Annotated in this window: 10 protein-coding genes; 7 read left to right on the forward strand and 3 right to left on the reverse strand. The window is 59.7% G+C overall.

Annotated elements, in window-relative coordinates:
* Positions 1 to 23 precede the first annotated feature (23 nt).
* Together IVB07_RS24240 and IVB07_RS24245 are read left to right on the forward strand one after the other, a co-directional pair.
* On the forward strand, positions 24 to 764 hold the full coding sequence (locus IVB07_RS24240) for a Crp/Fnr family transcriptional regulator (RefSeq protein ID WP_018458808.1): 741 nt from the start codon (positions 24 to 26) through the stop codon (positions 762 to 764).
* A 408-nt stretch (positions 765 to 1,172) separates the two neighbouring features.
* Entirely contained in the window at positions 1,173 to 1,364 is a 192-nt protein-coding gene (locus IVB07_RS24245) for a hypothetical protein (protein ID WP_026233663.1), read from the forward strand.
* Between the two features lie 248 nt (positions 1,365 to 1,612).
* On the opposite strand, the gene IVB07_RS24250 is transcribed toward IVB07_RS24245, so the two are convergent.
* Positions 1,613 to 1,876 carry a hypothetical protein gene (locus IVB07_RS24250; RefSeq protein WP_007592736.1) on the reverse strand — a complete coding sequence of 88 codons (264 nt, stop codon included), beginning with the start codon at positions 1,874 to 1,876 and terminating at the stop codon, positions 1,613 to 1,615.
* A gap of 1,137 nt (positions 1,877 to 3,013) precedes the next feature.
* Between IVB07_RS24250 and IVB07_RS24255 the strand changes: the two genes are divergently transcribed.
* Entirely contained in the window at positions 3,014 to 8,893 is a 5,880-nt protein-coding gene (locus IVB07_RS24255) for an AAA family ATPase (RefSeq protein ID WP_247363388.1), read from the forward strand.
* 528 nt (positions 8,894 to 9,421) lie between these two features.
* On the opposite strand, the gene IVB07_RS24260 is transcribed toward IVB07_RS24255, so the two are convergent.
* A complete protein-coding gene (locus tag IVB07_RS24260; RefSeq protein ID WP_018458805.1) occupies positions 9,422 to 9,622 on the reverse strand; it encodes a hypothetical protein in 201 nt (66 codons plus the stop codon).
* A 1,435-nt stretch (positions 9,623 to 11,057) separates the two neighbouring features.
* On the opposite strand from IVB07_RS24260, the gene IVB07_RS40575 reads away from it, so the two are divergent.
* The 4 genes from IVB07_RS40575 to IVB07_RS24280 all read left to right on the forward strand — a co-directional run bounded on the left by IVB07_RS40575 (position 11,058) and on the right by IVB07_RS24280 (position 12,591).
* Positions 11,058 to 11,558: a dodecin family protein gene (locus tag IVB07_RS40575; protein WP_275991566.1), complete on the forward strand. Its 501-nt coding sequence runs from the start codon at positions 11,058 to 11,060 to the stop codon at positions 11,556 to 11,558.
* 31 nt (positions 11,559 to 11,589) lie between these two features.
* Entirely contained in the window at positions 11,590 to 11,901 is a 312-nt protein-coding gene (locus tag IVB07_RS24270; RefSeq protein ID WP_018458802.1) for a hypothetical protein, read from the forward strand.
* A 152-nt stretch (positions 11,902 to 12,053) separates the two neighbouring features.
* Positions 12,054 to 12,224 carry a hypothetical protein gene (locus IVB07_RS24275; RefSeq protein ID WP_018458801.1) on the forward strand — a complete coding sequence of 57 codons (171 nt, stop codon included), beginning with the start codon at positions 12,054 to 12,056 and terminating at the stop codon, positions 12,222 to 12,224.
* 37 nt (positions 12,225 to 12,261) lie between these two features.
* Positions 12,262 to 12,591 carry a GcrA family cell cycle regulator gene (locus tag IVB07_RS24280; RefSeq protein ID WP_018458800.1) on the forward strand — a complete coding sequence of 110 codons (330 nt, stop codon included), beginning with the start codon at positions 12,262 to 12,264 and terminating at the stop codon, positions 12,589 to 12,591.
* A 128-nt stretch (positions 12,592 to 12,719) separates the two neighbouring features.
* On the opposite strand, the gene IVB07_RS24285 is transcribed toward IVB07_RS24280, so the two are convergent.
* Positions 12,720 to 13,034 (reverse strand): hypothetical protein, encoded by a 315-nt coding sequence (locus IVB07_RS24285; RefSeq protein WP_157643069.1) that lies wholly within the window; start codon positions 13,032 to 13,034, stop codon positions 12,720 to 12,722.
* Between the last annotated feature and the right edge of the window lie 341 nt (positions 13,035 to 13,375).

The raw sequence follows: 13,375 nt of genomic DNA on the forward strand, positions 1-13,375 counted from the left end.
CGGATCGTTCGAGGTAGGCCGCAGTGACGCTTCCCGCCGAAATTGGCAACCGACTTCTGGCAACACTGCCGGCGGCGGACCTCGAACTGCTGGCGCCCGAGCTAGAGATGGTAGCGCTCGATCGGGATGCGGTCGTCTCGCAGGCGGGTGACCAGACCGAGCACGTCCTCTTTCCTCATAGTGGCGCCATTTCTGTGATGATCGACATGGCCAACGGACAGACGGTCGCCAGCGCCGCAATAGGGCGCGAGGGAGCAGTAGGCACTCTTTCCGTGCTAGGGCCGTCCCCTTCGGCCGTTACCGCCGTCGTTCGTGCCGCGGGCATCGCCTCGCGGATCCCCTCATCGCGATTCCACGCCGCTTTTAGCCGAAGCCCCGCGATCCGCCACGCAGTCCAGATTCATTTCAAAGCGATGCTGATACAGCTACAAATCGGCGGCGCCTGCAATGCGCTGCATCCGGCCCAAGCCCGCATGGCACGCTGGCTGCTCCATCTTCGCGACCGTGCCGACCACGACGTCCTCGCACTCACCCAAGAGGCGCTTTCGCAAATACTGGGTGTGCGACGAACGACAGTGACGCTCCTGATGCGCAACCTGCGCGCTTCCGGAGCGATCAGATCTGAACGGCGAGGAGAAATCGAGATTGATCCATTGCGGCTCGCAGCGGTGGCGTGCGAATGCCACGATACCATGCGTCTCGAAATCGAGGGGATCTTCTCTATGAATGCAGCCCGGTCTCGCGCTTTGGTTCTGCCGACGTAGTAACTGAAACGGGGGGATGCCGCAAACCATCGCGCCTTTCGGCGTGATAGCCCGTTATCCCGGACATGGACGATGTGGCCAATGTGCAACGGGCGCCTAGCTTCTCCACGGCAATGTCCGCAACCGAACAATCCCGCTCATGAGGTACGCGTACTATCGGCGCGCCATGTACTGGAGGCCTGTGGATGACCTTTTCAAACGAAAGATCAGACCTTATTGTCTCTTTGGGAAAGCGTGCGGCGACAGGTGTTGGCTGATCGCGCAAATGGCGGACGCTCCCGCGTTGTTGGCGACAATCTGCGCACCTATGCTGAATCGCTCCGTTCGGAAATGGATCGGCGGGAGCTCAAGTACGCCTCAATCGGTTCAACTGAATGAAGCCGAGGGTGCCTTTGGGGCACACAGACGATGAGAGACATGCAAGAGCAGCTGGAGAACCTCCTCAAAGACGCAGCCGACTGCAAATCGATCAGCGATCTGGCCACCGACCTGCAAAAGCGAGAGTTGTTCGCGAGGCTTGCCGATCATCTGAGCGTGTTGGCTTCCGAGGTCGAGCGTGCAATTGCTGCGACAGCCTTTGGCACCAAATTGGAGCGATAAGAGGATATGGCCCGACACCGATGATTGGGAATCAGCATGCGATGAGCGGAGGAGGACATGACTGCGGAGCGGCCTCGCGTGCGAGTGTGCAATCGCGCGCTCGCCTGGCCACTAGTCGGAAGGCCTATCTGCGCGTGCAAGGCAATCAGCTAACTTCGATCGTCAGCTGCGACCGCGGGTAGGCGTACAGCCCCGACCTTGCAGGATATCCCCGGCCAGCGCGCTTTATTACGAAGGCTGCGTCATGCTCATTCGCTATAGGACCTGCGTTGCCCTGTTTCGGCAGCCTCATTCGAGGCCAAGCAACGCCGCGCCCGCTCGATCTGGGCGCCGGTGGCCCCGTGGTTACGGGCATACATCTCAGCCAGGGCCGCCGAATACTTAGCAACGTAGTATTTGACCTCTGAGCAAGAAATCCGCTCTCCCGGTCTGTGCTGGCGCGCAGCATAGGCTTCAGAGCTAAGCGTCATCAGAAACAAGGCAGCAGCGCCAATCGCACGCGTGACAGTCATTGTCATCCCCCGCAGCTACTAGGTTCGTTGCAGAGAGCAGGCCTGAATCGTCCCGATCGCGCAAATTAACAGTGGTGCGCTGGTGCAACGTGTTGTGGATTGTTGCTTTCATGCCCCAGCTTCGTGAGCACCGGCCCGCCTATGCTGGCGAACCCCGTACAAATCCAGGCTCGTCGACACAGATGTGCGACAATTGACGTCCCCATGTAAGCTGCATTGCGCAACGGGACAGGCCGCTCTGATCATCTCAGGAACCCAAGGGGGCGACACGCCGGCCGGCGCCGCTGTTAACGGGCTCTAACCTCTCCCGCGCCGCCTGGGGAGGACCTCACGATGCCGACCAGCAATTCAACCCTCTGCGCGGATGACCACCGGTACGATCATCCTCTCTCGCTCCGGTCCATCATGGCAAGTTTGAGCTACTTTCAGGAAGTGTCCTCGGACGTCGTACTATCTCACAAACGTTCGAACCAACGAACCAACGACACAGCCGCATAAGTGCAAATCAGGACCTGCAACTATCTCAATCTGCTATTTGAGGCTGTGGCCTGCACGGTCGACGGATCGGCCGATCCGCGCACAACATGAGAACCGAAACGCCAGCGCCGAAGCCAATCGACCCCGCGAGATGTAAAGGGCGCTGTCAGCGGCTGGCGCGCCTACATCCGATAGCTCTGAATTCTGAATGATGGTGACATTAACCACGGATTGTTACGACTGAGTAGGATGAAGGCCGGCGACCGAAATCAAAGGCGGTGCGCGTCCGCTTTATGAGCCAATCAGCTCGTGGGCCGCACCGCACAGCAATCCGGTGCCCAGACCACACCTGAGCCGCAGAAGCCGTTCGCATTCGAGCCGGTCCGGACGGCCAGCAGAAGTTGTGGCGACGCATCGGGCAGCATATTTCGAGTTCGATACACCGCTGAATTCGCCCGCCGGCTCGCGCGCGATCACGGTTGATGTCCGGCTAGCGCCGCTTCGGCTTTCTCGCCGTCATCTGCCTGGCGCCGCAGCTTACGCTGGGCAGAACCCCGCTTTTATGGCAGTGTCGATGTGGCCACAGAGCGCAACACAGTACCTCCTCACCTGACATTGGTCACGCGGAGGCTTCGGGGTTGAACCCAGTGTTTTGGGTTGATGCGCATGGACAGCAGGTTCCAAGTGCTATGGGAGGACGATGACCGCATCTTTTGTCGGCCATTGCGTCCGGCTTCCGATGGCGCATGCAGAACTGTATTGGCGGTACTTCCCAAGGCGAAACACGCTTCGTCCGGCCTCCTCGATCGTCTTGATCACGAGTTTGCGCTGAAAGACCAATTAGATGAGACCTGGGCAATGCGGCCGCTCGGGCTGGAGTGCGATGGTGACCGTCCAGTGCTGCTGCTTGAGGATCCTGGTGGCCAGCCGCTCGAACAGTTGCTTGGTGCGCCCATGGACATCGGACGCTTTTTGCAGCTCGCGATCGGCATCGCCGCAGCCCTGAACAAGGTGCACCAACGCGGCCTCGTCCACAAGGACGTGAAGCCGGCGCATATTATGGTGAACTGCGAGGACGAACGGGTCCGGTTCACCGGGTTCGGTATCGCCTCGCGCCTCGCCCGCGAGCGACGCGCCCCTGGGCCGCCGGAATTCATCGTGGGCACGCTGCCCTACATGGCGCCCGAACAGACCGGATGGATGAACCGCTCGATCGATTTCCGCAGTGACCTCTATTCACTTGGCGTTACGCTCTATCAGATGCTGACCGGCTCGTTGCCGTTCTCAGCGGCACATTCCATGGAGTGGGTGCATTGCCACATTGCGCGAAAGCCAGTGGCGCCCGGCGAGCGGGTAAGCACTGTACCGGCTGCAATCTCGACCATAGTCCTCAAGCTGCTCGCCAAATCCGCCGAGCAACGCTACCAGAGCGCTTCAGGCCTCGAACATGATCTACGCCGCTGCCTGATCGAATGGGAAACCGGAGGCCGCATCGAAGAGTTTGCGCTCGCACAATACGACACGCCCGACCGACTGCGGATCCCTGAGAAGCTCTACGGACGGGACCGCGAGATTGAAGCCATGCTGGCCGCCTTTGACCGGATGATCAAGAGCGGCGCGCCGGAATTGATGCTGGTTACCGGCTATTCCGGCGTTGGTAAATCCTCGGTAGTCAATGAGCTCCATCGTCGCCTTGTTCCGTCCCACGGGCTGTTCGCATCAGGCAAGTTCGACCAATACAAACGCGATATTCCCTATTCAACGGTAGTGGAGGCTTTTCAGAGCCTCGTGCGGTTCCTTCTGAGCAAGAACGAAGCCGAGCTGACGCACTGGCGCCAAGCGCTTCATGGTGCGCTGGGCGCCAATGGACGACTCGTTACCGACCTGATCCCTGAATTGCGGCTGATCGTGGGAGAGCAGCCACCCGTCCCTGAGCTCCCCCCGCAGCAAGCACAGAACCGCTTCCGTCTCGTGCTCCGGCGCTTCATAGGGGTGTTCGCACAGTCCGAGCATCCATTGGCGTTGTTCCTCGACGATCTCCAGTGGGTCGATGCCGCCACGCTCGATCTGGTTGAGGACCTTTTAACCCGCTCCGATCTGCAATACCTGATGCTCATCGGCGCCTTTCGCGACAACGAGGTCACTTTCGCTCATCCATTGTGGTACAGGCTTGAGGCCATAAAGAGTGCTGGCGCTAACGTGCAGCAGATCATTTTAGCGCCGCTTGCCAGCTCACACATTTCGCGTTTGATTTCCGATGCTCTTCGCTGCGATTCGAAGCGTGCCGCGCCACTCGCGAAGTTGATTCACGATAAGACGGCCGGCAACCCATTCTTTGTGATTCAATTCCTTCAGGCGCTTGCCGAAGAGGGATTGGTCCGCTTCGATCATGACGCACGGTTCTGGTGCTGGGATCTCGCTCGCATTCGCGTCAAGGGCCACACCGACAATGTCGTGGATCTGATGATCGCAAAGCTGACCCGCCTGCCTGCCGAGACGCAGATCACGCTGCAGCGGCTGGCCTGTCTCGGCAACGTCGCCGACACGAGGACAATTTCGATCGTCCTCGGTCGCTCCGAGCAGCGGGTACACGCGGATCTGTGGGAGGCCATTCGCCAGGAATTGGTCGAGCACCAGCCAGGAGTGTATCGGTTTGTCCACGATCGAGTGCACGAAGCCGCCTACTCGCTGATTGCTGATGATCAACGCGCGGCGCTGCATTTGCGAATCGGTCGGGAGCTACTGGCGCAGACCCCCCGGGAGAAGTGGGAGAAGGCTATTTTCGAGATCGTCAACCAGCTCAACCGTGGCGAGTCCTTGATCACCTCGCGAGACGAACGCGAGCAACTCGCAGAGCTTAATCTGACAGCCAGCCTGCGCGCGTGGGAGGCGGCGGCCTACGCGGCATCGCTCAACTATGCCGCTGCCGGTGCCGCATTGTTACCAGACGACTGCTGGGAACAACGCCAGCAGCTTGCCTTTGCGTTCGAGTTGCATCGCGCCGAATGCGAGTTCGTGACTGGCTCGGTCCTGGAGGCAGAACAGCGCTTACAGGAGCTGACGACGCGAACCGCGACCGCTGCCGACCTTGCTGTCGTCGCGCGCCGTCGGGTGGATCTGTATACGGCGCTCAGTGAGCCGGACCGCGCGGTTAGCGCCGGTCTCAGCTATCTGGAACAACTCGGGATTCGATGGGTAGTCCACCCAAGCGATGATCACGTCCGACGCGAATACGAGCACGTCCGATCTCGGCTCGGGAATCGGTCGGTCGAGGAGCTATTGGATCTGCCGCTAATGAGTGATGCACTCGCACTAGCGACCATAGATCTTTTGACGGCGCTCATGCCGCCGGCGTTTTTCACTGATGCGAACCTTCGCTCACTGGTGGCCCTAAAAGCGGTGGAGATCAGCCTCGAGTGGGGGAACAACGATGCTTCATGCGTTCCTTACGTCATGTTCGGCGCCATTGCCGGCGCGCGCTTCGGCGACTATCAGGCGGGCCTTCGATTCAGCCGTATCGGCACTGAGCTGGTCGAGCGGTGCGGATTTTCGCGCGTGCACGCCAGGACCTACCTGAACTATGGCAACCTTGTCCTTTCATGGACCAAGCACCTCCAGCATGCCCGAGACGCCTTTCAGCGGGCATTTGAGGCCGCGAGCAGCAGTGGCGATGTCACGTTCGCGGCCTTCAGTTGCGCCAGCTTGAATACGAATTTCCTTGCGGCGGGCGATGCGCTTGCAGAAGCGCAGCGCGAAGCCGAGCACGGGTTGCAGTTGAGCAAGAAGGCGAAGTTTGCGTTGGTGGCCGACATCATAATGCCGCAGGTTGCGCTAATCCGTATGCTGCGCGGCCTGACGCGGCGTTTCGGCGCTCTGCACGACGACCCGTCCGACGAGCTTCGGTTCGAACGGCGTTTGGCCGCCGATCCGGCATTCGCGCTGCCCGAGAGCTGGTATTGGATCCGCAAGCTGCAAGCGTGCTTCTTTGCCGGCGACTATTCGCTGGCCGTCGACGCCGCATCGAAGGCACGGAGACTGCCGTGGTCACCACCGCAGCTACTCGAGACGGTGGAATACGAGTTCTATGCAGCGCTATCGCACGCTGCATGCTGGAATTCGGCACACCCCGAACAACGTCAAGGGCACCTTGAGGCCCTGACTGGGCACCACACACAGCTCGATTTGTGGGCACAGAATTGCCCGGAGAATTTCGCGGACCGCGCTATTCTAACCGGCGCCGAGATCGCCCGTCTCCAAGGCAGAGAACTGGACGCGGAGCGTCTCTATGAACAAGCCATCCGCTCCGCTCGCGACAACGGCTTCGTCCACCACGAGGCGCTCGCTTATGAATTGGCCGCGCGGTTTTACGGCGAGCGTGGTTTCGAAGAATTTTCTGGCATCTATTTGCGGAGAGCGCGCGACTGCTATGTTCGTTGGGGGGCAGACGGCAAAGTGCGGCAACTTGAGGATATGCATCCGCACCTCAGGGAGGCGAGATCAGAGCCAGGCCCGATGAGCACGATTGGAGCGCCGGTCGAGCATCTCGACCTCGCCACTGTCATCAAGGTGTCGGAAGCGGTGTCAGGTGAGATGGTTCTGGAGACGCTTATCGAGACGCTCATGCGCACTGCCATCGAACAAGCAGGGGCTGAACGCGGTCTGCTGATCCTGTCGCACGACACCGAGCCGCGCATCGAAGCGGAAGCCACCACAACCGGCGATAAAGTTACTGTTGAAATGCGCAATACAGCGGTGACCGCGGATCTCCTTCCCGAATCCGTTCTCCATTACGTACTGCGAACCAGAGAGTGCGCGGTTCTCGAGGATGCCACGGTCCAGCCTCCCTTTGCCACGGACCCCTACGTTAATCAGCGCAACGCTCGTTCCATTCTCTGCATGCCCCTGATCAACCGTGCGAAAGTTATCGGCGTGCTTTACCTCGAGAATACACTGACGCCCTACGTTGTTGCACCGGCGCGAATTGCGGTGCTGAAGCTGCTCGCCTCACAGGCAGCAATCGCGCTGGAAAATGCGGCTTTGTACCGCGATCTCGGAGAACGGGAAGCGAAAATCCGACGCCTTGTCGATGCCAACATCATCGGAATCATCATCTGGGAGCTTGAAGGTTCGATTCTGGAGGCCAACGATGCGTTTCTCAGCATCGTGGGATACGACCGTGAGGATCTCGTCTCGGGCCGCCTGCGCTGGACTGACCTGACGCCGCCTGAATGGCTCGACCGCCACGAGCGATGGTGGATCCCGGAACTAAAAAAGATGGGTAGCGTGCAGCCGTTCGAGAAAGAGTATTTCCGCAAGGACGGAAGCCGCGTGTCGGTGTTGATCGGCATGGCTGCGTTCGACGAACAACGAGACCAGGGTGTCTCCTTTGTCGTTGACCTGACGGAGCGCAAACGATCGGAAGTGGCTCTGCAGGAGAGCGAGGAGCGTTTCCGGACTCTCGTACAGTTCTCTTTCGACGTGTACTGGGAATCCGATGCGCGGCATCGTTTCATTCGCCAGGAATTCGCCGAAGGCATGGTCGACGCACCCGCGTCGGTCTCTGAACTTGGTAAGACGCGCTGGGAAGTGCCCTACTTGGAGCCCGACGAGGAGGCTTGGCGCAAGCATCGGGAGACGCTCGATGCCCACCTGCCGTTCCGCGATTTCGAGCTCGCGCGCCCTACGCCCGATGGCGGCAAGCGCTACGTGTCCGTCTCCGGGCTACCGGTGCTCGACAAGTCCGGGCACTTCATCGGTTATCGCGGCGTTGGACGGCACATCACCGAACAGAAGCGGGCCGCAGAGGCGCTGCGCGAGATACAGAAGGAGCTTGCGCACGCTAACCGCCTCGCCACCATGGGCGAACTCACGGCCTCGATCGCGCATGAAGTGAGCCAGCCGATTGCCGCGGCATCCATGAATGCTGGTGCGGCCGCGCGCTTCCTGGACAGAAATCCGCCGGATCTTGACAGGGTCAGGGAATCACTGGACTGGCTTATGAACGATACCGCTCGGGCCAGCGACATCATCCAACGAATTCGCGATCTCGTAAAAAAAGCACCGCCCCGGAAGGATCGCTTGGACATCAATGAGGCGATCAGGGACGTTATTGAGCTTACCCGCGGCGAAGCGATGAAGAACGGCATCTCAGTGCAGACGGAATTTGCAGACAGCTTACCGCTTGTCGAGGGCGACCGCGTCCAATTGCAACAAGTGGTTCTCAACCTGATTATCAACGCTGTCCAGGCAATCGGCACGGTCGCGAATGGAGCCAAGAAAGTGCTGATCACCACCGCGCAGGGTGCACCGGACGGTGTTCTCGTCGAGGTGAAGGACTCGGGACCGGGGATGAGCTCTGAAACCTTCGAGCACGCCTTCGCCCCCTTCTACACGACGAAGCCCAGCGGTTTGGGGGTGGGACTGTCGATCTGTCGTTCGATTATCGAAGCGCATGCCGGACGCTTGTGGGTGACGCGCAACCAGCCCCACGGCGCAATTTTTCACTTCACCGTACCAGCCCACCCTGCCGACGCTTCTTGATTATGGCCGGATTGCTGGTTCCAACTTCGAGCACGCACCTCGCGCTTTGCGATCGAGAAGATCAAGTCGATCGCAGCCCTGCCGATCCTGGCTGCCGCGACGGGGATTAAATCACCAAGCTGTCGCAGAAACGGTCGAGGGATCACGAGGCGACTAGGCAAAACAGGTTGTGCATTTGCGCGCCTTAGTATCCTATTCTACGACGAGCGCGTAATCGACCTGTGCCGTTTAATCTGCACACCGTTTCGCATTGCGCGAAGATGCAGAAACAAAGGAAAAGCATAAGTCGCACTGCTATCCGGGGCACGATACGCAAAAAATGTCGCACGAGATCCGCCTTGTTCTCGTCGACCCCATCCGTAATTTAATTGAATACGAACAGTTTTGATATGGTTGGCGCACCAGGGCTCGAACCGGGGATCCGCTGATCCAACATCGCCGCTCGTTCTCATCGCTCTGTTCGCGCTCGTCACGTCAGCCACTGCGGCAATCGAGCCTATGGCCGACTCGGTGCCCGTAAGCCGTGCCTCAGGGGACCTCGATCACTGGCAATGGATCGATTTCCGCTTTTCCGAATTGCCCCGACGAAACAGGGCGCGGTTGGGCGTGATTGTTGCGATAGACCAGCGTGTCGATCTTGGCAGCGGACTTGTTGCTGAGCAGCGTCAGGCCGCCCCGCAGCGAGCCCTGAACCGCTCGCGCCAGTGCATCACTTCGTCCTAAGTGCATCCGCCTTCCACTAGATCGAGCATGGAAAGGCCATAGATCACGAGGAGGTAAGGATTAGTGGCCGCTCGCACACGGCTTCGATGGCAAACCACATCGATTCGGGGCACGCCCCCCAATCATCCTCACGCTGATTGGCGCGCGGCGCTGCAAACTGGTTGATCCGGTAACCCTAGGGCCCATTACGGCGCACACAGAGGAAATTGGCGCCCTGCGCGTCGGGCGCCCCTTGACACTCGTGTCAGTCGCCGGCGTTGCACGGCGCACCACATGGCGCGCGGTCGTAGGCGGCGCGGCCGTTGGCGCGGCCGCGGTAGGCACGGCATGTCTCCGCGTTCTGGTTAACGGTCGCTACGGCTGCCGCTGATAGCTGTCGGTTCTAGCTTCTGAAGAGCGCATCCTGCGGGATGAGGCTCATGCAGGATGTGCTGTTCAGGTTTCAGGGGCGCTAGCGACAGGGGCCAAGGCGCGACAGAGCAGAGATCGAGAGCTCCAGCGTCGCCAGCATCGCGAGCATGTCGCGTTGTCCTGCTCCAGGGCGGCGGGGATCGGCAGAACATCTTGACGCTCTTTGATCTCTGGCCGAGCCGAAAGGCATGAAGCTCGAGGCCGAGTGATCCATAAAGGTCGAACGCAAATCGCAAGCAAGAAGGAACGACGCGGCCACGGAGGGCTTCTGCTCCTCGTTCAAGACCGAATGGACAGTGAGCAAGATCTATTGCACTGCGAACACCGATATTCGCGCCAATGCGTCCCCACCGGCAAAGCCTTCGCGGCGATATGGGCCCCATGCGGCTTAAATCTGGCAGCGTGATGGATTAATTGCGGGCCTGGCCTCCGAATTCATAAGCTCACTTTGGCGGCAATACGCGGCAGCGCGCTCAATTAATCGAGCCGTCCACGTATCGCCGGGCGACGATCCTGTCCACGGTCCGCGACGCAACCACCCGGTTGATGGGCGACGCTGCGGTAAGATTTGGGCCGGTCTCCACGCTGGCATGGCAATGTGAAAGCGCAACCGGTCGGGAGGCAAGATTGTGGATATGATGCCGGTCTGCGGGCCTGAGCGAGGGTTGTCTCTAGCACTAAGTTAAATGCTCCGCCACGATGAGGTCGAAGACGACGATCATCGCCACGACGATCCTCGATCGCCAGATCAATGTAGTGCTCGTGCTTCCGCGGCAAGTCATGAGATCTGACCGATAGCTATCTACAGACCGTCGCTAAAGCAGGTGGACAAGGGCAAGCCTGCGCGGATGCGAATCCTGCCTCGTAGCAAGCGCCGGAGCCAGGGGCTTGGACGGCTTAGCCGGTCCGTATTTTTGGTTAGTCTCAGCAGCCGCGATCGAGTGACCCGAGACTGAAATGGTCGGCACCGGGTCAAACAGGAAAGTGACAGGCAATCGGACGTTTTTCCGTCTGCTCGCTAGGAGCGGACATGATGGCGCTGGCCCGGCAGATTGGCTCCGGCCAAAAGCTGCCCCCGCCAAATGCAATTTTGTCCCTTTCCGGCTCCGGACGGCATCCCCGTATCGGGGTCGAGATCCTGATGCTAGATTTCCTTCGTCATCCCGGACAGGAGGACGACACGCCTGATAGCGTCTACAAGGTCATTGAACTGGTCGGTACCAGCAACGACTCGTGGGAGAAGGCCGCCGCAAATGCGGTCGAGCAAGCTGCAAAATCTCTCCGAGATCTTCGCATTGCAGAGGTCGTCAAGCTGGATATGCAGCTCGATGACAAGGGAAAGGTCGAGGCCTATCGCGCCAAGCTCAACGTATCGTTTCAAGTTCGAGGGCTCCTGAGCCTCAGCACCTCGCCCCATGCGCAGGGCGAGGAGGACTCATTGGAAAAGGCGCGTTGCCCGGTTCGCCTAGCCGGACACTGTGGCCCGGTCTCGGAAGTTGGCCCTAGTCCGACCGGGACCGATATGCTTTGATGCGTCGAGGCGTGTGGTGCATGGTGGCCTCATGTACATGGTCATTCGCAAGTACACCAAGGTTCGTTCGGTAGCGGACGCCGCTCGCCGCGCCAAGAGCGGCGTTGGCCAGATCCTAAGGCAATCGCACGGCTTCAGATCTTACCAAGTTCTGGATGCGGGCGACGGCGTTGGTATCGCCGTGATGATATTTGACGATCGCGAAAGCGCCAATGCAGCGAACGCCAAGATACTCGCGTTTGTTCAAGCAAGTCTACATGACCTCGATCTTGGAGTTCCCGAAATCACCACCGGCGAGGTTTTGGTGAACATAGAGCCGAATGAGTTCTCGGGCATAAAGTAGCTGAAAACGCCGCCATTTGCGTGCCGGTTGCCCTCCTTTGCTCATGTCGTCGACTTGATGTTTCCATCTCGTTTGCACCGATCGCGCCCTGGACGCGCGTGCCGTCCGCCATGAATATGCGACTACGCGTATTCTCGAGGAGTAGCAGCCACATGAAGCAACATACCTTCGAAGCATTTTCCACCACCGCGATCTACTGGACACCGCTTGTGCTTATGGGCACCGCGATGCCGCCAAGAAATCCCGATGAAGACGACGAGGACGACGAAGAGGAAGATGACGCCGACGAACCGCCGGTCGTGCGCGAGCCAGACGAAGACTAGACTGGCGTGTTCGGCAGTCGGCGCTATAATATCTCTCATGGGCTGGAATGCGAAAGACATAGCGCTCCTCAACAGGCTCTGGTCCGCAGGACAGAGCGCGGCGCAGATTGCGCGTCGTCTCGGGTGCAGTCGTAATGCGGTCTGCGGCATGCTGACCCGTCTGGGCTTGAAGCGCGGCCACAAGCCGCCCACAGCAACGCCCGAGATAAGGCCGCGCCCGAAGCTGAGGCCGACCTCGTCGGCAGCCTGCGCCCGTCCAGTCGCACCGAAGGTGTCGCGGAACGCAGTGCAGAGGCAGCCGCCCAAGGAATTCAGCAAGCAGCAGCTCTACTCCATGCTGGCAGAGGCGGTCAGAAACACTGGCTAAGAGCTCACCAAGAATGTGGTTGTGCTCCCGCAAGTCCCCGGCCCAGTTCGACGGGTTCGGCAGTCGTATACCCATCCCAAGGCTTCATCTGCTTGGATTCAAAAGCAGCGGTAGATGCTAGGCTGAACTTACTTGTGGTTTGCCGCCGAAAGCCGACATGTCACCGATTCAAGAGATCTTCGACTAAGCGGCCTGAAGTGGAAGCCGTAATGCCGGATCTGGCCCTTTGAATGACCTGCCGTCGATATCGATGACGCCGCAACGTCGATGGCGATCGTCGTGCGCTCGAAAAGCGATGCTTGGCAACGATAAGGCGCTGCTTGCGGCCAACTCACCTGTTCCGCCGCGAGGAACGATTGCATCAGCCGTGCTTTAACCGTCCGCACCTTTAATTGTTCGATCAGCAGTTTGCGAAAGCCGCCGCCGATCGAAGAGCCAGTCAATGCGCATCCGTCTCGTTGGTGGCACGGGGCTTGTTCGATCGGCAATCCAGGCCAGACTGTCCGCCGAAGGGCCCGAATGCGCATTGGTGTCGCGCCACCCACCGCACCTGATACGCACCACATCACCCTCGATATGGTCGGACCACCGACGCTTTGGAAGGACGCTCTTGCCGGCGTTGATGTCGTTGTCAATGCGGCGGGTGCCCTGCAGGAACGGGACATGCAGGCGGTTCATGTTGCTGGCAGCGCGGCGCGGGGGCCAATGCAACAGTGCGAAGTCATTGGAGGTCTCAGCAGGCAGTTGCTGGGCCCGGCCCGGACCTAGCAGAATCCCGCGCTAG

Source organism: Bradyrhizobium sp. 172 (assembly GCF_023101065.1).
Classification (GTDB): domain Bacteria; phylum Pseudomonadota; class Alphaproteobacteria; order Rhizobiales; family Xanthobacteraceae; genus Bradyrhizobium; species Bradyrhizobium canariense_D.